We start from the raw sequence: 25,348 nt of genomic DNA, 5'->3' as shown, positions 1-25,348 counted from the left end.
GTTCCGGCGAACCGAAACTACACTGTGTGACCCTGTGCTAACGTCTGGTCGTGGGTGTCGGGCTCTGCCCCCACCCCGAACCGGCCGCCTGCCCTGGAGGGTCCTCGTGAAGCCTCGCCTCAGCTCGATCGGCACGCTCCGTGCCGCCTCGGGCCTGCGCGCGGCGGCACTCGCCCTCCTGTTCCTGCTCGGTGTGCTGTTCGCGGCCCTGTGGTTGCTCTCCGCTCCCGCTCAGGCCGAGACCCGTTCGGAGCCGTTGGGGGGCCTGGGGCTGGAGCGGGTCGACGAGGTCACCGGCCCGGTGACCGCTCCGGTGACCGACACCCTCGGCACCGTCCACCAGCGGGTGGAGCGGGGAACCGGCGAGGCCGCGGCGTCCGCCGTGGCCCTGCCCGAACCCGCCGTCGCCGAAGTACGCGGGGAGGTGCGCGGGGTCGTCACCGGGATCGATCGGACCCGTGAAGAGGCCGCCGACCAGGGCCTCGTTCCGGCCCTCATCGAACCGGTCGTGTCCTCGTATCCCGACGACGAATCGGCCACCGACGACTCGATCACCGCGCCGGAAACGGACTCCTCGGACCAGGCGAAGCCGTCCGCCGAGGAGACCACCGAGGCCGGCGAGGACCGAGCCATCCCGGCACCGTTCCGACCCACGGTCGAGGAGCACCGGGCCGCCGACCCCGAACACGATCCCGAGTCCGCCGGGGCGCTCACCGGCGATCCCGTCGACCCACCCGAGGTTCAGACTTCCGCCGGTTCCGTGGTTTCCGCGGTCTCCTCCGCCAACGCCCCCACCTCGGCGCCCGCCGCCGTCGCCGGCTACCTCGCCACCGCCGCGCTGCCCGGCCCCGACGCCGCCATCGCGCTCGTGCACGCCCGGTCCCCGCACGCCACACCCGCGGACCCGGCGGACGACCCCACGGTCTCCCCCGACTAGCGAACGGCCCGACCGCACGTTCGGCGCGTGTTCCCACGCCTGCCCGCGTGCCCCCGTGCGCCTTCCGTGCGCCCCTCGGACCCGTTCCCAGCCCGCCCCCACCTTCTTCGTCTGGGAGCTGACCTGAGTCCCGTGCTCCGCACACGTGATTCACGTCAGCCGGTGGTCCACCCCGGCTCGATCAGGCCGCCTCCCGCGGCCGCCCCAGCAGCAGCTTCAGGAAGGAAACCCATGACCCAGCCCAAGCGCCTGACCGCCCGAACCGTGATCCTCGCCGCCGGCGCAGCCGGATTCGTGGCCCTCGGCGCCGGTATCGCCGGGGCCGAGGACCTGCAGACCCCCATGCACGACATCGCCCCCACCGTCGAGCGGGCCCTCGTCGAAGGCGTGGCGCCCACCATGAACAAGATCGCTCCCGAGGGCGTGGGCCCGATCGCCGGAACCGCTCTGGAGGAGTTGCAGGCCAGTGCCAACGACCCCGAGCACGGCGCCCCCGACCTGGGTGCCGCCCTCCCTGACTCCCCGCTCGCCGACGCCGTCACCGAGACCCAGGACGCCACCGGTCTGGACGGGGACCCGCACGACACGATCGGTCACACCGCAGGCGAGTCGCTGGAGGCCGGCGCCCAAGACGCCGGGGTCGTGGTGGAGGACACCGCTCGCGGGGCCGGTGGCATCGTGGAGGACAAGGCCCGGGAAGTGGTGCCGCACACCGTGGTGGCCGTCACCGACCTGCGCGACGAGACGCTCACGCTGCCGGAGCTGGAGGGCCCCACCCTGCCCATGAGCCACTCCGAGTCCGCGCTGCCCACGGCGCCCAACGTGTGGGACCTGGCCGCCGGCTTCGGTGTGCGGACCCCCGACCGGCTCCAGGACGTCGTCGAGTCCAACCCGGTCACCGCGGACAACTACGTGGACCTGGGCGAGCAGGAGGTCTTGGGCATGGTGGGCAACCGGGCCTGGGAAGAGGAGGTCACCACCGTCCCGCAGAGCTCGCCCCAGGTCCCGGGTCTGACCGACCTCACCGACGGCCTGGCCGAGGGCATGTCCTCCGGTGAGGCCAAGCCCATCGACGTGAACGGCCCCCTGGCGGACGCGCAGCTCCCCCAGGTCGCCGACGGTCTGGACACCACCGCCGCCGAGGACCTGGTGGCCGGCCTGAGCCGGGGCACGGACCTGGTCCACGACCTGGACACCAGCGACCTGGTCGCCATCGAGGGCGGCACCGCCGAGCAGGAGACCCCCGAGGGCATGGTCGAGCACCCCACCTTCATGGACCTGCCCGGCTCCGAGGCGCTCCCCGTGATCTCCTAAAGCCATCTGACGGCACTCCCCGTGTCGACGGCGCCGCCCCGGTGTATGAGGGGCGGCGCCGTCCCTTGTTCGCGGGGACGATTCCACGTCCGGTGGCCAGGGCCGGCGCAGGGGCGGTGGCAACAGACGAAACCGTTGCCGTTTTGGTCCTCTAAATCTCATTCGGGAGCATGATTCGTCGGCAGAATCAAAGAATGGTTCTCAGCAAACTGTTCGCTCACGCAGATGATCGCCTTGCCCGGAAGTACGGCGTCGTCTGGGGCGACCCCTGGCACGACCCTGACCTCGCCGCTGTCCTTCCCTCCATCAAGGCGGGCGACCTCACCGCCGGTCTGGCTCTCCTCGACACCCCGGACCCCCAACTCCGTTCCCTTCGCCTGCACATCCTCTCCAACGAGACCATCTCCCTGTTGGAGAAGCTGGAGTCGGGGATGGACCTTCCAGACCCCGAGCCGGACCTGTTGATGTGGGCGGGTGCTGCCCGCACCAAGGCCGCCTGGGCCATCCGCACCGGGGCCTGGGCCAAAGACGTCGACGCGGAACGGTTCCATCGCTTCCATGAGATGTTGGCACCCGCGGCCGACCCGCTCATGTACGCGGCCCGGATCAGCCTCTCCCCCACTGCCCTGGACCAGCTCCAGTGGTACTGCCTGGGAATGGATCTTCCCCGCGAGGAACTGGACGCGGTCTGGGAACGGATCATGGAGCTGGATCCCGACCACCACGCCTCGAAGGAGAGCAGACTCCAGGTCCTGTGCCCGAAGTGGCGGGGCTCTCACGACGAAATGTTCTCCTTCGCCCGTGAGGCGGTGGCCCGGGCTCCCCTGGGTGATCGTTCCCTCGTACTGATCGCGCAGGCGCACTACGAGAACCTCAGCGTCATGATCGGAAAGGAGGGCCTGGAGACCTATGGTGCCGTCAGTGGAGTCTTGGAGGGCTACTACCGAGACCCCTCGGTGAGGGCCGAGATCATCGACGCCGCCGACCGTTGGGTAGCGGGTCCGATCACCTACCCCCTGGCCGCACGAGACGCGCATACGTTCGGTTCGGCGCTGCACGTCGCCGGTGATCACCAGCGTGCCGCCGCGGTCCTCTCCCTGGCCGGCCCCCTGGTCCCGGAGTCGGGCTCCCACCTCTGGCGCTTCCTGGACTCCCACTCTCCGGCCTACTACGCCCGAACTCGGGCCAGGCTGCTCGTCCCCCTCCCCAGGGTCTGAACCCACCCGGACACGACGCGGGCCCTCCCTCGATCCGAGGAAGGGCCCGCGTGAAGTCGTCGTGCGGTGGGTCAGCCGGAGCGCTCCACCACGTAGTCGCACAGCGAGAGGAAGGCGTCCCGCGCCGGGATGTCCGGGAGTGTGCTCAGCTCTCCCCGGGCCTTGTCGGCCCAGTTGCGCAGGGTCGCGTCGGCCTCGGCCATGGCCGGGTGGGGACGCAGCAGTGCCAGCGCCTCCTCGGCCTCCGTGTCGTCGAGCGGCCGGCCCAGCAGGGACTTCAGGCGCTCGTCGGCCGGGTCCTCGGAGCGCATCGCGTAGAACATGGGCAGGGTGAGCACGCCCTCGCGCAGGTCCGTACCGGGGACCTTGCCCGAGTCGGCGCTCTCGCTCGCCACGTCCAGGATGTCGTCGGCGAGCTGGAACGCCATGCCCAGCGCGTCGCAGGCACGGGTCAGGGTGCCGACCGTCTCCGGGTCGACCTTGCCGAACATGCCGCCGAACTCCGCCGACGAGGCGATCAGCGACGCCGTCTTGTCGTCGATGACGTTGAGGTAGTGGTCCAACGGGTCGACGCCGTCACGAGGACCGGAGGTCTCCAGGATCTGCCCCTGCACCAGGCGCGCGAAGGTCTCCGCCTGCAGCCGGACCGCTTCGGTGCCCAGGTCGGCCAGCATCGTGGAGGCCTTGGCGAACACGTAGTCGCCGGTGAGGATGGCGACGGTGTTGCCCCAGCGCTGGTTGGCGCTGGACCTGCCGCGACGCAGTTCCGCCTCGTCCATGACGTCGTCGTGGTAGAGCGTCGCCACGTGGGTCAGTTCCACCACTGCCGCCGCGGGGATGAGGTCGGGGACCTTCGGGTCGCCGAAGTGGGCGGCGAGCAGCACCAGCATGGCGCGGAAGCGCTTGCCACCGGCCTCCAGCAGGTGGGACGCCGCCTCGGTCAGCAACGGGTCACTGGACCGCACCGACTCCCGCAGCAGCTCCTCCACCTTCTCAAGGTCGTCCTGCACCCCACGAGCGAGGGCCGCATCGACTCTCGGCAGAGCGAGAAACCCGCTCGGGACAGCACCGCTCACCGTAAAGCTCCACCTGTTGAACGGGCGTGTCGGCGACCCCCTGAGAGGGGGCCGCCGCACGCTCAGCACATGAACATGATCCGACTTGCCACGGTATCCGACCCGGAATGATCGTCCAAAGCCACACCCGGGTCGGTGATCACTCCTCGGTGACCTGGTGGACCATCACCGCCGCCGGTTCCTGACCGGCCTCGGCGTCCGGAAGCAGACCGTCCAGGACCGGCCCCGGGAAGATTCCGAGGGCCAGCGTAGCCGCCACACCCACGGTGATCACGCCGCCGGTGAGTGCGCCCGCGCGGGCCACCGTGGGTCCTTCGCCCTCCGATTCCCGGAAGAACATCACAACGATGATCCGGATGTAGAAGAAGGCGGTCACCGCGCTGCTGAGGACACCGACCACCACGAGCGGGGTGGCGCCCGCGGCGACGGCGGCCTCGAACACCGCGAACTTGCCGATGAACCCGCTGGTGAGCGGGATACCGGCGAAGGCCAGGAGGAACAGCGACAACGCGAGCGCGAGCCCGGGGGCACGACGCCCCAGACCGGCCCAGCCCTCCAGGTCGCCGAGCTCCTGACCGCCGTCCCTGGTGCGCACCAGGGTGACGATCGCGAACGCACCCAGGGTGGTGAACCCGTAGGCGGCGAGGTAGAACATGGCGCCCACGAGGCCCTCGGTGCTGGAGGCGATCACGGCGGTGAGGATGAAGCCGGCGTGCACGACCGAGGAGTAGGCCAACAGTCGCTTGATGTCGCGCTGGGTGACCGCGATGACCGCCGCCGCCACCATGGTGAGGATGGCGACCGTCCACAGCATCGGCTCCCAGATCTCCAGGGATCCGCCGAAGGGCACGAAGAACACCCGCAACAGCGCGCCGAACGCGGCCACCAGGGTGCAGGAGGCCATGAGCGCGGTGATGGGGGTGGGGGCGCCCTGGTAGACGTCCGGCTTCCAGTTGTGGAAGGGCACGGCGCCGACCTTGAACAGCAGACCGATCGCGACCAGGCCGATGCCCATGATGAGCAGCGGTTCGCCGTTGCCGTCGGCGAAGATCGCCGCGCCACCCGAGTCCACGGCCTGACGGATCGCGGTGAAGTTCACCGAACCCGCGTAGCCGTACACCAGGGCGATGCCGAAGAGGAAGAACGCCGAGGAGAACGCGCCGAGCAGGAAGTACTTGACCGCGGCCTCCTGGGAGAACAGGCGACGGCGGCGGGCCAGCCCGCACAGCAGGTACAGCGGCAGGCTCATCACCTCAAGGGCGATGAACATGGTGAGGAAGTCGTTGGCCGCGGGGAAGAGCAACATGCCCAGCACCGCGAACAGCACCAACGGGTAGACCTCGGTGTGCTGGGACCCGGCGAGGATGTGCCTGCGTTCCTCCTCGCTGCCCGGGACCGTGGCGGCCTGCGCGGAGAACGCGTCGCGGCCGTCACGCCGTTCGGCGATGAGCATGAGGCTGATCAGGGCCAGCACGGTGATGGTGCCCTGGAGGAAGAGCACCACGCGGTCCATCGCGAGGACTCCGCCCGCCACGATCACGCCGTCGCCGACCGCCTCCACCTGGAGGACGATCATGACGAACGTGACGAGCAGTGCCACGGCGGCGACGGTGATCTGCACCGGCCGCAGGACCTTCTTGGGCACGAAGGCCTCGAACAGCACCGCCAGCACACCGGCGCCGAAGACCACCAGGATCGGGGCGAGGAGCCACCAGTCCAGGGTCGGTGCCGCCTCGGTGATGCCGGGGAGCGACGGGGGCGCCCCGTCGGCGACGTAGAGCGCGTTCACTCCTCGTCTCCTTCCTCGGTGTCGCCCTCGGCGTTCGTGGTGGCCGAGGCGGTGTCCGCCCCGATCTCCACGGTCCGTTCGACGGCGGGGTTGATCACGTTGAGCAGGGGCTGCGGGTAGACACCGAGCGCGAGGATGAGGGCGAGCAGCGGAGCCACCACCCAGGTCTCACGCGCGGACAGGTCGGGCAGCTTCGACAGCTTCTGCGGGGTCGGTCCGGTCATGGTGCGCTGGTACATCCACAGGATGTAGAGAGCGGCCAGGACCACGCCCACCACGGAGATGATCGCGGGCACCGGGTTGAAGGCGTAGGCGCCGACGAACACCAGGAACTCACTGACGAACGGGGCCAGTCCGGGCAGGCCCAGACCGGCGAGGCCGGTCACCAGGAACACCCCGGCGAGCTTGGGCGCGACCTTCTGGACGCCCCCGAAGTCCTCGATGCGGGAGCTGCCCCGACGGGCGATGAGGAAGCCCACGATGAGGAACAGCGCGCCGGTGGCGAAGCCGTGGTTGACCATGTACAGGGCCGCGCCCGCCTGCGCCTGCGGGGTCAGGACGAAGATCCCCATGGTGATGAACCCGAAGTGGGAGATCGAGGTGTAGGCCACCAGGCGCATCATGTCGCTCTGTCCGATGGCGAGGATCGCGCCGTAGATGATGCTCACGACGCTGAGCCCCACCACCGGCCACACGAACCAGGACACCGCGGACGGGAACAGCTCCAGGCAGAACCGGAGCATCCCGTAGGTGCCGACCTTGTCCAGGACACCGACCAGCAGCACCGCGGTGCCGGGGCTGGAGGAGCCCGCGGCGGTGGGCAACCAGGTGTGCACCGGCCACATCGGAGCCTTGATCGCGAAGGCGATGAAGAATCCGAGGAAGAGCCAGCGCGCGGTGGCCGGGTCGACGGTGGCGAGCGGACTGCCCGGCGCGGTCAGTTCGGTCCACAGGAAGGTGCCGCCGATGACGTACACGCCGATCACCGCGACCAGCATGATGAGGCCGCCGGCGAAGCTGTACAGCAGGAACTTCAACGCGGCCTTGGTGCGCTCGGCGCCCCGGCCGTACCGCCCGATCATGAAGTAGACCGGGATCAGCATGACCTCGAAGAACACGTAGAACAGGAAGACGTCGGTGGCGGCGAAGACACCGATCATCATCGCTTCGAGGGCGAGGATGAGGGCGAAGTAGCCGCGGCCGCCGTCCGGGTGGTCGGAGTGTTCGTTCCAGGCCGCCAGGATGACCAGCGGGACCAGGATCGCCGACATCAGGACCATCGTCAGGGCGATGCCGTCCACACCGACGGCGAAGTGGACCCCGAAGTAGGGGATCCACGGGTAGACCTCCTCGAACTGGAGGTCACCCGCCGTGGCGGTGTCGAAGTTCAGCGCCATGGCCACGACCAGGGCCAGGGTGACCAGGGAGACGATCAGCGCGACGCGCTTGGCGTTCTCCGCGGAGGCGGTTCCCGCCCCGGTCCCGGTGGCGGGCCGGGTCTTGACCGCGGTACCGCCACCGCCCGCCTCGGCGGAGGCGGTGGCCCGGGCCGAGCCGGACGCCGCCTCGGCCTTCGTCCCGACCCGGGGCAGTGCCCAGATGAGGATCGCGCCGACCGCCGGAAGGGCGATGGCGAGTGTGAGCCAGGGGATCATGTCAGAACCTCACAGCCAGCGTCGCGGCGACGATCACGGCGCCGATGAGCATGGTGAGCGCGTAGGTGCGGGCGAACCCGGTCTGTGCCTTGCCGAGCCCGGTGGAGGAGTCTCGGACCCCGGCACCGATCCCGTTGACCGCGCCGTCGATGACCTTGTCCTCGATGACGACCAGCGCCTTGGTGAGCACCTGGCCGGGTCGCATGAACAGGTCTTCGTTGATCTCGTTGCCGTACAGCTCGTTGCGGGCCGTGTTGGTGACGAGGTTGCCCTTGGGGGCGGTGCGTTCCACCGGCTTGCGCAGGTAGATCGCCCAGGCCGCGACCACGCCCAGGACCAGCACGGCCAGCGCCGCGATGCCGTAGGGCGAGGTGAAGGCGTGGCCCACCGTGAAGTGGGGAAGTTCCGCTCCGGTGACGGGCTGGAGGAACGCGGCGAAGCGGTCGCCGGCCACCAGGAATCCGCCCAGGGCGATCGAGCCGAGCGACAGCACCACCATGGGGGCGGTCATGCTCACGGGCGACTCGTGCGGGTGCACGCCCTCGTCCCAACGCTTCTTACCGAGGAAGGTCATGAAGACCATCCGGGACATGTAGAAGGCGGTGAGCGCGGCGCCCAGGATGACCAGGGAGCCGAAGACCAGGCCGACGTTGCCGCCGAGACCGAAGGTGGCGGAGATGATGCTCTCCTTGGTCCACCAACCCGACAGCAGCGGGACGCCGATGATCGCGAGGTAGCCCAGGCCGAAGGTGGCGAAGGTGATCGGCATCTTCGACGCCAGACCGCCGTACTTGCGCATGTTCACGTCGTCGTTCATGGCGTGCATGACCGAACCGGCGCCCAGGAACAGCCCGGCCTTGAAGAAGCCGTGCGTGACCAGGTGGGCGATGGCCGCCGCGTAACCGATCGGGCCCAGGCCCGCGGCCAGCACCATCATGCCGATCTGGCTCATCGTGGATCCGGCCAGGGACTTCTTGATGTCGTCCTTGGCGGAGGCGATGATCCCGCCGGCCAGCATGGTGGCGGCGCCGACGACCATGACGGTCATCTGCGCCGTCGGGGAGGCCTCGAAGATCGGACCGGCGCGCACGATGAGGTACACACCGGCGGTGACCATGGTGGCCGCGTGGATGAGCGCCGACACCGGGGTCGGGCCCTCCATGGCGTCCAGCAACCACGCCTGCAACGGCAGCTGCGCGGACTTACCGCAGGCGCCCAGCAGGAGCAGCAGACCGATGGCGAGCAGGACACCGTCGTGTGCGCCCGGTACGGCGGCGAAGACGTCGCTGAAGCCCACCGCGCCGAACGCGGTGAACATGATCATGATCGCCACGAGCAGGCCCATGTCGCCGACCCGGTTGATCAGGAACGCCTTCTTGGCCGCGGTGGCGGCGGTGGGCTTGTCCTGCCAGAACCCGATGAGCAGGTAGGACGCCAGGCCCACACCCTCCCAGCCGAGGAACAGCAGGACGAAGTTGTCCGCCAGCACCAGAACCAGCATGGCGGCGACGAACAGGTTGAGGTAGGCGAAGAACCTGCGCTTGCCCGGGTCCTCGGCCATGTAGCCGAGGGAGTAGACGTGGATCAGCGAACCCACGAACGTGATGAGCAGGACGAAGGTGATGGAGAGCGGGTCGACCAGCAGGTTGATCCGCGCGGAGAAGTCGCCGGCCGCGAACCACTCGTAGACGGGAACGGAGACGCTGCGCGCGTCGGCGCCTCGTCCGAGTAGGTCGAACAGGGCCAGGACGGCCCAGACGAAGGAGACCACCGGTAGGACGGTGGCCAGCAGGGGCCCCCAGGCGTTGGTGCGTCGCCCGCCCAGCAACAGGATCGCCGCGCCCACCAACGGCAGGGCGATCAGCAGCCAGGCGTTCGACAGCACCGCGCTGTCGGCCGCGGTCGCCGCGGGTTCGGCGGCGAGGTACGCGTGATGTCGTGTCACAGCCACGTCGCCTTCTAGTGCTTGAGCAGGTTGGCGTCATCGAGCGACGCGGACCTGCGGGTTCGGAAGATCTGCATGATGATCGCGAGGCCCACGACCACCTCGGCGGCGGCGACGACCATCACGAAGAACGCGATGACCTGCCCCTCGATGTCCCCGTGCATCCGAGCGAACGCGACGAACGCCAGGTTGCAGGCGTTGAGCATGAGCTCCACGCACATGAAGACGATGATCGCGTTGCGTCGGACGAGGACGCCGACCGCGCCGATGGTGAACAGAAGCGCCGCGAGGACGATGTAGTTCATCGGGTCCACGTGGACTCGACCTCCTGCCCGTTGCCGTTGGTGCCGTTGTCGACCGCCGGGTCGGAGCCGTCCTCACCGTCGCCGGTGGGTCGGGCCCCCTTCCCGGCGGTGGGTTCGTCGTCCTCGGGTCGGATCGCGTCGGACCCCCCGCCCTGGAGCGGAGTCGCCCGGATGTCCATGGGCACGCCCTTCTGGTACTGGGGGTCGCGCGCGGTGAGGACGGGGTTGAGGGACAGCTGGGAGACCGTGCCGTCCGGCAGCAGCGCGGGCATGTCGATCGCGTTGTGCCTGGCGTAGGTGCCCGGCCCGGGCAGCGGGGTGGGGTGGTCGCCGCGGATGCGGTCCTCGGACATCTCCCGCTGGGTGCGGCGCTTGCCGATCCGAGCGGTGTGCGCGAGCACCATGGCGCCCAGCACCGCGGTGATGAGCAGCGCGGCCGTGGCCTCGAACGCGACCAGGTAGCGCATGATCAGCTCGCCGGCCAGCCACGGGATGGTTCCTCCGACCGGGGCCGCGGCGGCGATCCCGGCCGGGTCGCCCACCGTGATGCGGGTGATCCCGGTGGCGAGGGCGCCGATGAAGCAGATCGCGACGATCGCCGTCAACAGCCGCTGTCCGCGCAGGGTCTCCACCACGGAGTCGGAGGAGCTGACGCCGACGAGCATCAGTACGAACAGGAACAGCATGAGGACGGCGCCGGTGTAGACGACGATCTGGACGACCATCAGGAACGGCGCCTCGTTGATGCCGTAGAAGATCGCCAGGCCGACCATCGTCAACGCCATCGACAGGGCCGAGTGGACGGCCTTGCGGGAGAAGACCACGCCCAGGGCACCGAGCACCACGATGGTGCCCAGTACCCAGAACAGGGCGGTCTCCCCCGACCCGATCGGCGCTCCCGCCGCGGAGTGCAGGACGTGCGGAGTCGTGTCGAGCGGGGTCACGGGGTGGCCTCCGCGTTCTCCGGCCGGTCCTGCGTGCCGTGCTGACCGCGCCCGGTGGCGTAGTAGTCCTGCTCGTCGTCGCCGAGCCGCATCGGGTGCGGGGGCTGCTCCATCTCCTCGGTGAGGGGCGCCAGGAGCTGCTCCTTGGTCCAGATGAGGCTCTGCCGGCTGTCGTCGGCGAGCTCGTACTCGTTGGTCATGGTGAGCGCCCGGGTCGGGCAGGCCTCGACGCACAGACCGCAGAGGATGCAGCGCAGGTAGTTGATCTGGTAGACGCGACCGTAGCGTTCGCCGGGCGAGTACCGGTCGTCGTCGGTGTTGTCACCGGCCTCCACGTAGATGGCGTCGGCCGGGCAGGCCCAGGCGCACAGTTCGCACCCGATGCACTTCTCCAGGCCGTCGGCCCACCGGTTCAGCTGGTGCCGTCCGTGGAAGCGCGGCGCCGTGGGGCGCTTGACCTCCGGGTACTCGACGGTGGGCACCTTCTTGAACATCGTGTGGAAGGTGACACCGAAACCCTTGACGGGGTTGAGCCACTCAAGCACCGGTAACCTCCCCCTTCTTCTGATTGCGTTCGACGGTGCCGGCCGAGGCCGTCCGAGACGGCTCGGCGAGCACGCGGCTGCCGTAGTGGGCGGCGGTGCTCGGGGGCACCGGGAACCCGCCGAAGGAGGGTTCCTTGTGGGCTCGGCGCGCGTTCTCGGCACGCACCTTGGCCTCCTCGGCGCGCTCGCGGCGCACGAAGCGCACCCAAGCGGCGAAGGCGGCGATGGTGGCCACGGTGAAGGCCGCGACGACCGCCCCGATGATGACCGGGGAGGCGCCGTCCAGGATGAGCATGCGCACGACGGCCACACCGGTGATCCACACGAGCTGGATCGGGATGAGGACCTTCCAGCCGAGCTTCATCAGCTGGTCGTAGCGCACACGCGGGAGGCTGCCCCGGGCCCAGATGAACAGGAACATCACGGCGACGAACTTGAGCAGCCACCACAGGAGCGGCAGCCAGCCCTCGTTGGCGCCGGGGATGATCGCGGTGACGCCGGGCGGCGCGTACCAGCCGCCGAGGAAGAGCGTCACGGACACCGCGGCGACGGTGCACATGTTCACGTACTCCGCGAGGAAGAACATCGTGAACTTCATGGACCCGTACTCGGTCATGAAGCCACCGACGATCTCGCCCTCACCCTCGGCCAGGTCGAACGGGAGCCGGTTGGTCTCGCCGATCATCGTGACGATGTAGATGAGGAAGGAGGGCAGGAGCAGCACCGCGAACCACAGGTTCTCCTGGGCCGCGACGATGCCGGAGGTGGTGAGGGTGCCCGCCATGATGAAGACCGCCACGAAGGACAGGCCCATGGCGACCTCGTAGCTGATCACCTGCGCGGAGGCGCGCAGACCACCGAGCAGGGCGTACGGGGATTGGGAGGCCCAGCCGCCCAGGACGATCCCGTACACGCCCAGCGCGGCGGTGGCCAGCACCAGCAGCGCGGCGATGGGCAGGTCGGTGAGCTGTAGCGGGGTCATGACCCCGAACATGTTCACCTCGGGACCCATCGGGATGACCGAGAAGGCGAGGAACGCCGGAATGGCGGCGATCATCGGCGCGGCGATGTAGACGAACCGGTCCACACCGCGCGGGATCACGTCCTCCTTGAGGGAGAGCTTGATCCCGTCGAACAGGGACTGCAGGAGGCCGAAGGGGCCCATCCGGTTGGGTCCGTGTCGCTGCTGCATGCGGCCCATGACCTTACGGTCGGCCATGATCATCATCAGCACGCAGACCATCAGGAACACGAAGATGCCCAGCGCCTTGATGGTGGTGATCCACCACGGGTCGTTCCCGAAGGCGCTCAGGGTGCTCTCCGCGGCCAGGTCGGCCACGCGCGGATCGAGAGCGGCGGGGGTCACTGTTGCCTCCCGTTGGTGGTGGGCGAGGCCAGTTCGACCGTCTGCCCGGCGGTGGCGCCCAGGTCACGACGGATGTCGCAGCCGTGCGCGTTGGCCGGGAGCCAGACGACCCGGTCGGCGATGTCGGTGACGACCGCGGGCACGGTCACCGTCCCCAGGGGGCCGGTGACGCGCAGCGAGCCGCCGTCGGAGACGCCGACCTCCTCCGCCGTGGTCTTGGACAGGTAGGCACGGGCCTTGCGGGCGGTCCCGGCCAGGTAGGGCTCGCCGTCCTCCATGCGGCCGGTGCCGAGCAACTGCTTCCAGGTGGACAGCAGCGCGCGGCCGGGGCCGGGTTCGGGTGTGGCCACCGGACGCGCGGAGGGACCGACGGGGCGGTTCCCCGCCCACGGGCCCAACTCCAACAGTTCCCGGTGGGCGCCCGTGGCGTCGGGCAGACCCAGGTGCACGTCCATCTCGTCCGCGATGGCGGACAGGACCCGCAGGTCGGAGAGGGCTCCGGGCACCTTGAGCGCCTCACCGAAGGGTCGGTGACGGCCCTCCCAGTTGACGAAGGTGCCGGACTTCTCGGCGACGGCGGCCACCGGGAACACCACGTCGGCGCGGTCGGTGACGTCACTGGCGCGTAGTTCCAGGCTGACGATGAACGGCACCCGGGCCAGGGCGGCGCGGGCCGCCTCGGGGTCGGGCAGGTCGTCCAGTTCCAGCCCCGCGATGACCAGGGCGTCCAGTTCACCGGCGGCGGCCGCGGCGATGATCGCGTCGGTGTCGCGGCCGGGTTCGCTCGGCAGGGAACCGACGTTCCAGGCTCGGGCGACCTCGGCGCGGGCCGAGGCGTCGGCGACAGGACGTCCGCCGGGCAGCAGGTTCGGGAGCGCCCCGGCGTCGATGGCGCCGCGCTCACCCGCGCGACGCGGGATCCACGCCAGGCGGGCTCCGGTGCGTTCGGACAGGGCGACCGCCGCTGTGAGCGCGCCGGGGGCGGCGGCGAGCCGCTCGCCCACCAGGATGATCGCGCCCTCCTGGCCCATGGCCTGGAGGATCTCGGGATGTTCCACGTCCAGGGAGTTGAGGGTCCGACCCTCATCACCCGGGACGGTCCGAACGAGCGTGCCCTTGGTCTTGGTCAGGCCGAGGGTGGAGTGCGAGGCCAGCGAGTACACCTTCAGTCCTCGCTTGCGCATGCCCTTGCGCAGGCGCAGGAACGTGGAGGCCGACTCGTCCTCGGGGTCGAATCCGGCGAGCAGCACCGCGGGCGCCTTCTCCACCGAGGTGAAGTCGACGTCCACCGGCCTGCCCGCCACACGCGCGGCGAGGAAGGCCGCCTCCTCGGCGGAGTGCTCGCGGGCGCGGGCGTCCACGTCGTTGGTGCCCAGGGCCACGCGGGCGAACTTGGCGTAGGCGTAGGCGTCCTCGTAGGTGAGGCGTCCGCCGACCAGTACGCCCACGTTGCCGCGAGCGGCGGCCAGTCCCTGGGCGGCCATGCCGATGGCCTCGGGCCAGGAGGCGAACTCCAGGGCCCGGGAGTCCTCGTCACGGACCAGGGGGCGGCTGAGCCGGTCGCCCTCGGTGGCGTAGGTGAACGCCCACCGACCCTTGTCGCAGTTCCACTCCTCGTTCACCTGCGGGTCGTCGCCGGCCAGGCGGCGGGTGACCTTGCCCCGTCGGTGGTCGGTGCGCTGTGCGCAACCACCGGCGCAGTGCTCGCAGATACTGGGGGTGGAGACCAGGTCGAAGGGGCGTGACCGGAACCGGTAGGCGGCGCCGGTGAGCGCGCCCACCGGGCAGATCTGCACCGTGTTGCCGGAGAAGTAGGAGTCGAACGGCTCCCCCTCGGCGATGCCGATCTGTTCCTGGGCGCCGCGCTCCATGAGCTCGATCAACGGGTCACCGGCGATCTCGGCGGCGAAGCGGGTGCAACGCGTGCACTGGATGCAGCGCTCGCGGTCCAGCAGCACCTCGGTCGACAGCGAGACGGGCTTGGGGAAGGTGCGCTTGACGTCGATGAAGCGGGTCTCGCCCTGCCCCGTGGACATGGCCTGGTTCTGCAGGGGACACTCGCCGCCCTTGTCGCAGACAGGACAGTCCAGCGGGTGGTTGATCAGCAGGAACTCCATGATTCCGCGCTGGGCCTTCTCCGCCACCGAGGAGGTCAACTGGGTGTTGACCACCATGCCCTCCATGACCGTGATGGCGCAGGAGGGTTGTGGCTTGGGCATTCCCCGGCCGTTGCCCATGTCGGGGATCTCGACCAGGCACTGGCGGCAGGCGGCGACCGGATCGAGCAACGGGTGGTCGCAGAACCGGGGGATCTGAATGCCGAGCAGCTCGGCCGCGCGGATCAGCAGGGTCCCCTTGGGCACCCGGAGCTGGAAACCGTCGATGGTGACGGTGATCAGATCCTCCGGGGGCGGGGCGGGTGAGGACCCGCCGGATGTGTTGGAGGTGACGGTCATCGGTTCCCTCCCTCTGCAGAGGTCGGCCGGTCCGCCCAGAGGGTGGACCTGGAGTGGTCGAAGGGACAGCCGCCCTTCTCGAAGTGGTCGACGTACTCCTGGCGGAAGTACTTGATCGACGACATGACGGGGCTGGTGGCACCGTCGCCCAGGGCGCAGAAGGAGCGACCGAGCAGGTTGTCGCAGATGTCCAGGAGCTTGTCGATGTCGGCCTCGGTGCCCTCGCCCCGCTCCAGCCGGTCCAGGACCTGGACCATCCAGAAGTTGCCCTCGCGGCAGGGCGTGCACTTGCCGCAGGACTCGTGGGCGTAGAAGGCGATCCAACGGCCGACGGCGCGCACCACGCAGGTGGTCTCGTCGAAGATCTGGAGGGCGCGGGTGCCGAGCATGGACCCGGCGGCGCCCACCGACTCGAAGTCGAGCGGGGTGTCCAGGTGCTCGTCGGTGAAGATCGGTGTGGAGGAACCGCCCGGGGTCCAGAACTTGAGTTCGTGCCCGGCGCGCATCCCGCCCGCCATGTCGAGGAGTTCGCGCAGCGTGATGCCGAGCGGCGCCTCGTACTGGCCGGGGTTGGCGACGTGCCCGGACAGCGAGAAGAAGCCGAACCCGGCGGACTTCTCGGTGCCCATGGAGGTGAACCACTCGGCGCCGTTGGCGACGATCCCCGGGACGCTGGCGATGGACTCCACGTTGTTCACCACGGTGGGGGAGGCGTAGAGCCCGGCCACCGCGGGGAACGGCGGCTTGAGCCGCGGCTGGCCCTTGTAGCCCTCCAGGGAGTCCAGGAGGGCGGTCTCCTCACCGCAGATGTAGGCGCCGGCCCCGGCGTGCACGACCACGTCGAGGTCGAAGCCGGTGCCGAGAATGTCCTTGCCCAGCAGTCCGGCCTCGTAGGCGTCGGCCACCGCCTGACGGAGCCGTCGGATGACGTGCAGGACCTCACCGCGCACGTAGATGAAGGCCTGGCTGGACTTGATCGCGTAGGCGGCGATCGCCACGCCCTCCACCAACACGTGCGGGTTGGCGAGCATGAGCGGGATGTCCTTGCAGGTACCCGGCTCGGACTCGTCGGCGTTGACGACGAGGTAGCGCGGGTTGGGGTTGTCCTTGGGCAGGAACCCCCACTTCATCCCGGTGGGGAAGCCCGCGCCGCCGCGGCCGCGCAGGCCGGCTTCCTTGACCAGGTCGACGATGCCGTCGGGCTCCATGGTCAGCGCCTTGCGCAGCGCCTCATAGCCGCCGGTGGCCCGGTAACCGTCGATCGTGAAGGAGTCGGGACGATCCCAGTTCTTGGACAGGATCGGGGTCAGGGTGGTCACTTGGCGCCCTCCTCACCCTGCTCGTCGGAAGAAGGTGTGGGGAGGTCGTCGGGGTCCGGAGCCGTCCACCCGCGCTGCTGGGCGAGCTTGAGGCCGGCCAGCGACGGGGTGGCCGCCTGGACACCCTCGCCCGCGCGCCCGTCGTCGAACCCGGCGAGCACGCGCGAGGCCTGCTTCCAGGTGCACAGGCTCTTCGGGCCGCGGGTGGGCGCGACGTCCTCGCCCAAGCGCAGGTCGTCGACCAGCTGCTTGGCGGTGGCGGGCGTCTGGTCGTCGAAGAACTCCCAGTTGACCATCACCACGGGGGCGAAGTCGCAGGCCGCGTTGCACTCCACGTGCTCCAGCGTGACCTTGCCGTCCTCGGTGGTCTCGCCGTTCTCCAGGTCCAGGTGCTCCTTGAGGGAGGAGAAGATCTCGTCTCCGCCCATCACCGCGCACAGGGTGTTGGTGCACACGCCCACCTGGTAGTCGCCGCCGGGACGGCGGCGGTACATGGTGTAGAACGTGGCGACCGCGTTGACCTCGGCGAGGGTGATGTCCAGCTGGTCGGCGCAGAACCTCATGCCGTCCCGACTGACGTGCCCTTCCTCGGACTGCACCAGGTGCAGCAGCGGCAGCAGCGCCGACCGCGGCTTCGGGTAGCGGCTGATGATCTCCTTGGCGTCCTGCGCCAGGCGGGCCACCACCTCGTCGGTGAAGACGCTCTGTTCGGTCTCGGTGGTCCCGTTGTCGTTGTTCTCGCTCACCGGTCCACTCCTCCCATCACCGGGTCGATACTGGCCACGGCCGCGATGACGTCCGCCACCGTCCCGCCCTCGCACATGGCGGCGACGGCCTGGAGGTGGGTGAACGACGGGTCGCGGAAGTGGACGCGGTAGGGGCGGGTGCCCCCGTCACTGACGGCGTGGCAGCCGAGTTCGCCCTTGGCGCTCTCCACCGCCGCGTACGCCTGGCCGGCCGGGACCCGGAAACCCTCGGTGACCAACTTGAAGTGGTGGATGAGCGCCTCCATCGAGCCGCTCATGATGTGCGCGATGTGGTCCGGGGAGTTGCCCAGACCGTCCGGACCCAGCGCGAGCTTGGCGGGCCAACCGATCTTGGCGTCCTCGATCATCACGGGCCCGGGCTCCAGCTTGTCCAGGCACTGCTCGACGATCTTGAGGCTCTCCTCCATCTCGGCCATGCGCACCCGGTAACGGGCGTACACGTCGCCGCCGTCGGAGACCGGCACGTCGAACTCGTAGTTCTCGTAGCCGCAGTAGGGCTTGGCCTTGCGCAGGTCCCAGGCCAGACCGGAGGCGCGCACCAGCGGTCCGGTGACGCCGAGCGCCATGCAACCGGGCAGGTTGAGGTAGGCGACGTCCTTGGTCCGGGCCAGGTAGAGGGGGTTCTCGTCCAGGAGCTTGCGCATGATCTTGATGCGCTCGGGCATGTCCTTGAGCAGTTCCCGCACCTTGCCGACCGCGCCCGGAGGCAGGTCCTGGGCCACCCCGCCGGGGCGGATGAAGGCGTGGTTCATTCGCAGACCCGTGATGAGCTCGAAGATGTCGAGGATCATCTCGCGTTCACGGAAGCCGTTGGTCATGATCGTGGTGGCGCCCAGCTCCATGCCGAACGTCGCCATGGCCACGAAGTGCGAGGCCATCCGGTTCAGCTCCATGAGCAGGATCCGGATGACGTTGGCCCGGTCGGGGATGCGGTCGGTGATGCCGAGCAGCTTCTCGACCGCCAGGCAGTACGCCGTCTCGTTGAAGAGCGGCGTCAGGTAGTCCATGCGGGTCACGAACGTGGTGCCCTGCGTCCACGTCCGGTACTCCATGTTCTTCTCGATACCGGTGTGCAGGTAACCGATGCCGACTCGGGCTTCGGTGCAGGTCTCGCCGTCCAGGGTGAGGATCAGCCGGAGCACGCCGTGCGTGGACGGGTGCTGCGGTCCCATGTTGACGACGAGGCGCTCGGCGCTACTGCCCTGGGCCTTCTCGACGACGTCGTCCCAGTCCCCACCGGAGGCGTCGATGTAGTCCTCGGTGACGGTCATGCCGTGCCTCCCTTCTGGATGGCCCTTCGAATCACTCGTGTGGTGGCCGGGCGGTTCACTTGTAGTCCCGCCGCTCGTCCGGTGGGGGCACGGTCGCGCCCCGGTACTCGACCGGGACGCCGCCCAGTGGGTAGTCCTTGCGCTGGGGGTGGCCTTCCCAGTCGTCGGGCATCTGGATACGGGTCAGGGCCGGGTGGTCGTCGAAGACGATCCCGAAGAAGTCCCAGGCCTCGCGCTCGTGCCAGTCGTTGGTCGGATATACCGACACGATGGAGGGCACGTGCGGGTCGGCGTCGGGGCAGGTGGTCTCGACCCGGATCTCGCTGTTGTGGGTGATCGACCGGAAGTGGTAGACCGCGTGCAGCTCGCGCCCGACCTGGTCGGGGTAGTGCACCCCGATCACGCCGGTGCACAGCTCGTAGCGCAGGGCGGGGTCGTCGCGCAGTACCCGGGCCAGTTCCAGGAGGCCCTCGCGACGGACGTGGAAGGTGATCTCCCCGACCGCCACCACGACCCTCTCGACGAGGTCCGCCCGTTCCAGGGCGTTCAACGCCGCCTCCAGGTCGTCGGCGACCCGGTCGAAGTCGGCGGTGCGCGGGTCGTCGGGGTCGGTGAAGGGCCGACTGCTGTGGACGGGAGCGCTCCCCCGCACCTTCAGCCCACCGAACCCGGAGGTGTCCCCCGTGGTCGTCGACCCGAACATGCCGGTTCGCTTGATCGGCGCGGCCAACCGTTCACGCCCGAGCTGGTCGGGCAGGTTCTCCGCCGACTCGTCGCGGTCGCGCTCGTACTCGTTGCTCATGATCAGTCCTTGGTCACCAGCGGCAGCGAATGACGGAGCATCCGCTCCTCGGTCTCGGTGATCTCCTGCTCCCGATGGGCGCCGAGCTTGGTGTTCTGCACCTTGTCGTGGAGCTTGAGCACGGCGTCCAGGAACATCTCCGGCCTGGGCGGGCAGCCCGGCAGGTAGATGTCGACGGGGACGATGTGGTCCACGCCCTGGACGATCGCGTAGTTGTTGAACATGCCTCCGCTGGACGCGCACACGCCCATCGCGATGACCCACTTGGGTTCGGGCATCTGGTCGTAGATCTGCCGCAGGACCGGCGCCATCTTCTGGCTCACGCGTCCGGCGACGACCATCAGGTCGGCCTGTCGGGGGGTGGCACCGAACTTCTCCATGCCGAAACGGGCCAGGTCGTAGTGGGGACCGCCGACCGACATCATCTCGATCGCGCAGCAGGCCAGACCGAACGTGGCCGGCCACATGGAGGTCTTACGGGCGAGCCCGGCGACCTGTTCGACCGTGGTGAGCGCGATCCCCGCGGGGAGTTTCTCTTCGAGTCCCATCAGCTTCGGACCTCCTCAAGGCTGAACTGCCGGGTCTGTGGTGCCTGGGGGTGGGGGTGGGGCATGCGGATCAGTCCCATTCGAGGCCTCCGCGGCGCCATTCGTAGGCGTAGGCGATGGAGACGTTCACCAGGAAGAGGATGATCGCGATCAGACCGAACCAGCCGAGGGCGTCGAAGTGGATCGCCCAGGGGATGAGGAAGATGATCTCGATGTCGAAGACGATGAACATCATGGCCGTCATGTAGTACTTGACGGTGAAACGGCCGCCACCCGCCGGCTGCGGGGTCGGCTCGATGCCGCACTCGTAGGCCTGCATCTTGGCGCGGTTGTAGCGCTTGGGTCCGACGATCGCTCCGACGACCATCGACACCACCACGAAGGCGGCGCCGATCCCGCCGAGCACGAGTAGCGGTGTGTACAGCTCCACGGCTCACCCTCCTCCGTTGAACGGCCCGCCGGGGCGCGCGCCCGGCGGTCTTGTGAACGTTTTCACCTGCATGTCCCGCATCCTTTTCGGTGTGAGGGGCACCCTTTCGAAAGCACCCGAAAGGGGCGCCCGTCACGAGAACGCTGTGCTTTTTCGGGCCTCCGCCAGGGCTTCGGCCCATGCTCTTCGTGGCGTCGCGAGAAACCTCGGGTCAGGCCGCGGGCGCCATCTTGCTCAAACCGTTGATCACCCGGTCCATGGCGTCACCCTTGTTCGGCTCGGTGAGGTTGGCGAGCATCTTCAGCACGAACTTCATGAGGGTGCGCTGACGCAGTCCGTACTTGGTCGCGTACTTCATGAACTCGGGCTGACCGATGACCTTCACGAAGTAGCGACCGAGCGTGTAGTAGCCGCCGTAGGTGTCGGCGAGGATCTCCGGGTAGTTCAACAGGACGCGTTCCCGCGTCTGCTGGGTGGTGCGACCGTGCGCCTGCACGATCACGTCCGCGGCGATCTGCCCGGCCTCCATGGCGTAGGCGATGCCCTCACCGTTGAAGGGGTTGACCATGCCGCCCGCGTCGCCGACCAACATCAGGCCGCGCGCGTAGTGCGGAACCCGATTGAAGCCCATCGGAAGCGCCGAGCCGAGGATCTTGCCTTGCCGGTTCTCCTCCCTGAAGCCCCATTCCTCGGGCATGGAGTCGGTCCACCGGCGCAGCAGCTTGCGGTAGTCCACGTCCTGGAAGGCGGTGGTGGAGTTGAGGATGCCCAGGCCGACGTTGCTGGTGCCGTCGCCCACGCCGAAGACCCAGCCGTAGCCGGGCAGGAGGACGTCCTTGTCGCCGCTGCGGTCCCACAGCTCCAGCCAGGACTCCAGGTAGTCGTCGTCGTGGCGGGGGCTCTCGAAGTAGGTGCGCACGGCCACGCCCATCGGACGGTCGTCACGCTTACGGATGCCCATGCCGATGGAGAGCCGGGAGGAGTTGCCGTCGGCGGCCACGACCAGCGGCGCCCGGAAACTCACGGGTTCGCGGTCGGCGTTCTTGGCGCGCACACCGACGATGCGATTGCTGCGCTCGTCCATGATCGGGCCGGTGACGTTGGTGCGTTCCAGGAGCTTGGCCCCGGCGCCGACCGCACGTTCGACCAGGATCTGGTCGAAGTCGTAGCGGGTGCGGACGAGTCCGTACCCGGGGTAGGCGGCCAGTTCGGGCCAGGGAAGTTCGAGTCGGACGCCGGCCCCGACGATGCGCAGGCCGTGGTTCTTGATCCAACCCTCGTCCTCGAAGGTGATGCCCATCGAGGTGAGCTGCTTCACGGCCCTGGGTGTCAGTCCGTCACCGCAGACCTTCACCCGGGGGAAGGCGGTCTTCTCCAGCAGGAGGACGTCCAGTCCGGCCTGAGCCAGGTAGTAGGCGGTGGTGGCTCCAGCGGGGCCTGCGCCGACGACGATGACGTCGGCGTCGTACTCGATCCGCTCACGGCCTCTGGGAGCGGAGGTGGCTGTCTCACTCACGGGTGGGTCCTCGACTACTCGCGCGGTCCTACCGTGGCGGGCCAGTGCGGGTTCGACCCGCCAACGGGGGTGTTATGGGTCGGTTCGGGACTTCCGACTTGTCCGACATAGGGCCATGTGTCCTACGCCTCGTGCGCTTGTGAAGCACTTCACAAGCCTCTTTTCCGAAGTCTAGCCCCCCAAGAGCCAAGAGGCGACACCCGGGGCCCGTTCTTCAAGAAATCGGATATTGAACCCATAACCACCACAGCCGGCATCAAAGCGCCACTCAACGACAACAGTGCAGCTCATGGCGGATAAGCGGGACCAAGTGACTCATCGGTAACGTAAAAAGTCCCAAGGAACAGGATTCCTTGGGACTTGAGAACTTTGTTAATTTATACGAACAATAATGCCACCTGGGCGTTATGTCGGATTTTACTTTTCCCGGAAGCCACGGTGCAGGGCCACCGTGCCCAGCGTCAGGTTGCGCCAGGCCACCCGCGACCAACCGGCCGCCTGGAGGTACTTGGACAGCTCCGCCTGGTCCGGCCAGGCCATGATCGACTCCGACAGGTAGTCGTAGGCCTCGCTCCGCCCGGAGAAGGCGCCGGCGACCTTGGGCAGCGCCGCCATCAGGTAGGTCGAGTAGAGCTTGTCGACGAACTCCACCGGGATGTGGCTGAACTCGCAGATGACCAACCGGCCACCGACCTTGGTCACCCGCTGCAACTCGCGCAGGGCCTGGTCCACGTCGGCGACGTTGCGCAGACCGAAGGAGATGGTCACCGCGTCGAAGGTCTCGTCGGCGAACGGCAGCGACAGCGCGTCGCCGGCCACGAACGTCACCCCACCGCGAGAGGCGCCGCCCCGCCGCTCGGCGCCCTTGCTGAGCATCCCGAGGGAGAAGTCGCAGGCGATGACGCGAGCGCCCTTCCTGATGAAGGACTCCGAGGAGGTTCCGGTGCCCGCGGCCAGGTCCAAGACCAGCTCACCGCTGTGGGCGTCGACCGCGTCCACCACGGCCCGACGCCAGGCACGATCCTGGCCGAGCGAGATGACGTCGTTGACGAGGTCGTAGTTCTCTGCGATGCCGTCGAACATCGCTGCGACGTCCTTGGGCTGCTTGTCGAGCTTCGCGCGGGTCATGGCAACAAGACTAAGGGGGCCCGACAGGCGTCCGAGACCGCCCTCGCCCGGTACGGGATCAGACCTGGTGCTCCCCGTACCGCCCACCCTCCAGGAGGACCCGAGGAAGATAGTCCGAACGCGCGTCCATCCGCTGGTCCGGATCGCGCCCGGCCTCGTCGTAGACCAGGCTCGCCAGTCCCAGCAGGCCGAGGGGCAGGACCTGCTCCAGCGGATCGGTTCCCCCCGAGCGGGCGTGGAAGTCCCCGAACATCTCCAGGCCGCGTACCAGTGTGCGTTCGAAGTCGTCCGGTTCGCCGGTCAGGTACGCGCGCAGCAGGTCCATCTGGGGAAAGACCAAGAGGTCCACTTCCAGCGCCGATCCGGCGTCCTCTCGGGAATGGGCGTCCGACCCCTCCATCGCCTCCCGCAGGTGCGCGACAAGCCGGTCGTCAAGGTTGATCAGTGCTTGTAGGGCGCTCACCCAGGCGTAGACGTACTCGGGGTGCCGGGCCTTGCCCTCTCCGCGCAACCGTTCGATGGGGATGGCCGCCAGGTGCCGGACCCGCTTCTCGTCCCGGCAGATCAAGCCCATGAAGAACGCGGTCAGCCAGGTCCGCGCGTCCGCTCCGGCCATGGCCCCTGGAGAGACCAGCGAGCGGGTCTCGTAGTCCACGAACAACTCCAGTTCGGTGCCCCGCGAACTGGTCCCGAGCGCGACGACGGCGTGGTGGTACTGAAAGGCGAACGCCCACGCGTCCCATGCCCAGATCCAGGTGCACTCGGGGTCCAGGACCAGCAATTCCATGGCGAGGCGGTACACCGCGTCGAGGTGGACGTCGGCGGTCGCCGTCTCCTCCACCAAGAGCCGGACGTAATGCTCACGCTCGGCCTCGATCGCCTCCACCCGTGACTCGTCGACCGTGAACCCGATCGGGGTGCGGCGGGGAACGAAAACCATGTGGGGTCTCCTCTAAGTAGGACGACTGATGCGACAGGTCGTTAGACGGGGAAGGCGTCGCGCCAGGAACCGTTCACGATCCCGGCGGGCAGGTAATCGGACTCCACTTCGAGGGACACACCCTCCACGGCCCCGTCATGGGCCAGACAGGCCAACGCCAACAGGCCCAGCGGCAAGATCCCTGTGGTGCTCCCCTTGGCCAACTCCTCCGCGGTGTACTCCCGATACAACTCCAAGGCCCGAACCAGGGCTTCGTTGAACCCGGGACCGTCCCCCGCGACCAACCGGCCCAGAACATCCAGCTCAGGAAGCGTCACCATCTCCGCGTGATCGGCGGCGAACGAAGCCCGTTTCGGGTCCGACAACTCCCGAGCCCGCTCCACCAGCCCCGCTGTGTCAGGTGAACCCAGGACGAACGCCTGCCACGCCTCCACCTCCGCGTAGGCGCCAGGCATGAAACGAGTGCCCTCGCTCTCCCCCGCACTACGCAGAACCTCGACCGGAACCCGCGCCAGAAACCGGGACCGATCAGCGGCGCGGCACGTCAAGGTCTTACGCATAAGACTGATCCACGAACTCGCATTGATCGCATAGTTCGGATTGAAACTATGCAGGTTCCGCATCCGACCAGCGACCAAACAATCCACCCGAGAATAAGGCTCCGCCATCGATGCCTGATAGAAGGCATGGTGATACTGCATTGCCGTCAACCACGCATCCCAAGTCCGACCCTGTTCCACCCGAGGATCAGCGACAAGAAACTCAGTAGCCTTATGGTCAATGATATTAATCGCGCCACCCAGCTTCCTAACACCCCCGTCTAGTTCACTGGCTTTTCTTTCAATAAACTCCTGATTCCTCCGCAGTTTATTTTCGCCGACCGGCCGAGAGATTTTGGGGCGAGCCACATGCACGATTTTTATCCAATGTCGAAAATCCGATAATCGTACCCATTCGCCTGTTCCGCACCACCCGCCCTCATTGAGGTGATCTCAGTGACTGGGAATCTGCAGGAACCCGACAATCAAGACGAGGGGTGCATTCATGGGTGAACTTTCGTTCCCCTGACACAGGCGTG

Annotated in this window: 22 protein-coding genes; 3 read left to right on the top strand and 19 right to left on the bottom strand. The window is 68.3% G+C overall.

The features are described 5' to 3' along the window. Positions 1-106 precede the first annotated feature (106 nt). From ACWGKS_RS17795 to ACWGKS_RS17785, 3 genes are all read left to right on the top strand, one after another. Entirely contained in the window at positions 107-937 is an 831-nt protein-coding gene (locus ACWGKS_RS17795) for a hypothetical protein (protein WP_452523239.1), read from the top strand. Positions 938-1,168: 231 nt separating this feature from the next. Then, positions 1,169-2,251 (top strand): hypothetical protein, encoded by a 1,083-nt coding sequence (locus ACWGKS_RS17790; RefSeq protein ID WP_358507685.1) that lies wholly within the window; start codon positions 1,169-1,171, stop codon positions 2,249-2,251. Between the two features lie 194 nt (positions 2,252-2,445). Further along, complete coding sequence (locus tag ACWGKS_RS17785; RefSeq protein WP_358507687.1) at positions 2,446-3,468, top strand: hypothetical protein; 1,023 nt, start codon at positions 2,446-2,448, stop codon at positions 3,466-3,468. A gap of 71 nt (positions 3,469-3,539) precedes the next feature. Here ACWGKS_RS17785 and ACWGKS_RS17780 read toward each other — a convergent pair whose 3' ends face one another. The 19 genes from ACWGKS_RS17780 to ACWGKS_RS17690 all read right to left on the bottom strand — a co-directional run bounded on the left by ACWGKS_RS17780 (position 3,540) and on the right by ACWGKS_RS17690 (position 25,010). Continuing rightward, positions 3,540-4,544, bottom strand: a complete 1,005-nt coding sequence (locus ACWGKS_RS17780; RefSeq protein ID WP_358507689.1) for a polyprenyl synthetase family protein — start codon at positions 4,542-4,544, stop codon at positions 3,540-3,542. Positions 4,545-4,683: 139 nt separating this feature from the next. Next, complete coding sequence (gene nuoN, locus ACWGKS_RS17775; protein WP_358507691.1) at positions 4,684-6,333, bottom strand: NADH-quinone oxidoreductase subunit NuoN; 1,650 nt, start codon at positions 6,331-6,333, stop codon at positions 4,684-4,686. Beyond that, positions 6,330-7,988: an NADH-quinone oxidoreductase subunit M gene (locus ACWGKS_RS17770; RefSeq protein WP_358507693.1), complete on the bottom strand. Its 1,659-nt coding sequence runs from the start codon at positions 7,986-7,988 to the stop codon at positions 6,330-6,332. Before ACWGKS_RS17770 ends, nuoN begins: the two co-directional genes overlap by 4 nt. 1 nt (position 7,989) lies before the next feature. Next, on the bottom strand, positions 7,990-9,933 hold the full coding sequence (nuoL, locus tag ACWGKS_RS17765) for an NADH-quinone oxidoreductase subunit L (protein WP_358507810.1): 1,944 nt from the start codon (positions 9,931-9,933) through the stop codon (positions 7,990-7,992). A gap of 14 nt (positions 9,934-9,947) precedes the next feature. Further along, complete coding sequence (nuoK, locus tag ACWGKS_RS17760; protein WP_013156051.1) at positions 9,948-10,247, bottom strand: NADH-quinone oxidoreductase subunit NuoK; 300 nt, start codon at positions 10,245-10,247, stop codon at positions 9,948-9,950. Beyond that, on the bottom strand, positions 10,235-11,182 hold the full coding sequence (locus ACWGKS_RS17755; RefSeq protein ID WP_358507694.1) for an NADH-quinone oxidoreductase subunit J: 948 nt from the start codon (positions 11,180-11,182) through the stop codon (positions 10,235-10,237). Before ACWGKS_RS17755 ends, nuoK begins: the two co-directional genes overlap by 13 nt. Continuing rightward, positions 11,179-11,727 (bottom strand): NADH-quinone oxidoreductase subunit NuoI, encoded by a 549-nt coding sequence (gene nuoI / locus ACWGKS_RS17750; RefSeq protein ID WP_358507696.1) that lies wholly within the window; start codon positions 11,725-11,727, stop codon positions 11,179-11,181. Before nuoI ends, ACWGKS_RS17755 begins: the two co-directional genes overlap by 4 nt. Further along, positions 11,720-13,093, bottom strand: coding sequence for an NADH-quinone oxidoreductase subunit NuoH (gene nuoH / locus ACWGKS_RS17745; RefSeq protein ID WP_358507698.1), 1,374 nt, complete (start codon positions 13,091-13,093; stop codon positions 11,720-11,722). The genes nuoI and nuoH overlap by 8 nt, the downstream gene beginning before the upstream one ends. Further along, positions 13,090-15,549, bottom strand: a complete 2,460-nt coding sequence (locus ACWGKS_RS17740) for an NADH-quinone oxidoreductase subunit G (protein WP_358507700.1) — start codon at positions 15,547-15,549, stop codon at positions 13,090-13,092. The genes nuoH and ACWGKS_RS17740 overlap by 4 nt, the downstream gene beginning before the upstream one ends. Then, positions 15,546-16,868 (bottom strand): NADH-quinone oxidoreductase subunit NuoF, encoded by a 1,323-nt coding sequence (gene nuoF, locus ACWGKS_RS17735; protein WP_358507701.1) that lies wholly within the window; start codon positions 16,866-16,868, stop codon positions 15,546-15,548. Before nuoF ends, ACWGKS_RS17740 begins: the two co-directional genes overlap by 4 nt. Further along, a complete protein-coding gene (nuoE, locus tag ACWGKS_RS17730) occupies positions 16,865-17,614 on the bottom strand; it encodes an NADH-quinone oxidoreductase subunit NuoE (protein WP_358507702.1) in 750 nt (249 codons plus the stop codon). Before nuoE ends, nuoF begins: the two co-directional genes overlap by 4 nt. Then, a complete protein-coding gene (locus tag ACWGKS_RS17725; RefSeq protein ID WP_358507704.1) occupies positions 17,611-18,906 on the bottom strand; it encodes an NADH-quinone oxidoreductase subunit D in 1,296 nt (431 codons plus the stop codon). The genes nuoE and ACWGKS_RS17725 overlap by 4 nt, the downstream gene beginning before the upstream one ends. Positions 18,907-18,961: 55 nt before the next feature. After that, complete coding sequence (locus tag ACWGKS_RS17720; protein WP_452456364.1) at positions 18,962-19,708, bottom strand: NADH-quinone oxidoreductase subunit C; 747 nt, start codon at positions 19,706-19,708, stop codon at positions 18,962-18,964. Positions 19,709-19,710: 2 nt separating this feature from the next. Further along, the gene (locus ACWGKS_RS17715) at positions 19,711-20,256 is read right to left on the bottom strand and encodes a NuoB/complex I 20 kDa subunit family protein (protein ID WP_067597538.1); all 546 of its coding nucleotides are present in this window, start codon (positions 20,254-20,256) and stop codon (positions 19,711-19,713) included. Positions 20,257-20,326: 70 nt separating this feature from the next. After that, the gene (locus ACWGKS_RS17710; RefSeq protein WP_067597535.1) at positions 20,327-20,686 is read right to left on the bottom strand and encodes an NADH-quinone oxidoreductase subunit A; all 360 of its coding nucleotides are present in this window, start codon (positions 20,684-20,686) and stop codon (positions 20,327-20,329) included. A gap of 211 nt (positions 20,687-20,897) precedes the next feature. Then, complete coding sequence (locus ACWGKS_RS17705; RefSeq protein ID WP_358507709.1) at positions 20,898-22,202, bottom strand: geranylgeranyl reductase family protein; 1,305 nt, start codon at positions 22,200-22,202, stop codon at positions 20,898-20,900. A 417-nt stretch (positions 22,203-22,619) separates the two neighbouring features. After that, the gene (locus ACWGKS_RS17700) at positions 22,620-23,330 is read right to left on the bottom strand and encodes a demethylmenaquinone methyltransferase (protein ID WP_358507711.1); all 711 of its coding nucleotides are present in this window, start codon (positions 23,328-23,330) and stop codon (positions 22,620-22,622) included. Between the two features lie 58 nt (positions 23,331-23,388). Further along, positions 23,389-24,270, bottom strand: a complete 882-nt coding sequence (locus ACWGKS_RS17695; protein ID WP_452523232.1) for an immunity 49 family protein — start codon at positions 24,268-24,270, stop codon at positions 23,389-23,391. A 41-nt stretch (positions 24,271-24,311) separates the two neighbouring features. Further along, the gene (locus ACWGKS_RS17690; RefSeq protein WP_452523317.1) at positions 24,312-25,010 is read right to left on the bottom strand and encodes an immunity 49 family protein; all 699 of its coding nucleotides are present in this window, start codon (positions 25,008-25,010) and stop codon (positions 24,312-24,314) included. Between the last annotated feature and the right edge of the window lie 338 nt (positions 25,011-25,348).

This window comes from Nocardiopsis sp. NPDC055879, assembly GCF_053615935.1.
Note: the sequence above shows the minus strand (reverse complement) of the source record. Positions and strands in the feature narration are given on the sequence as shown.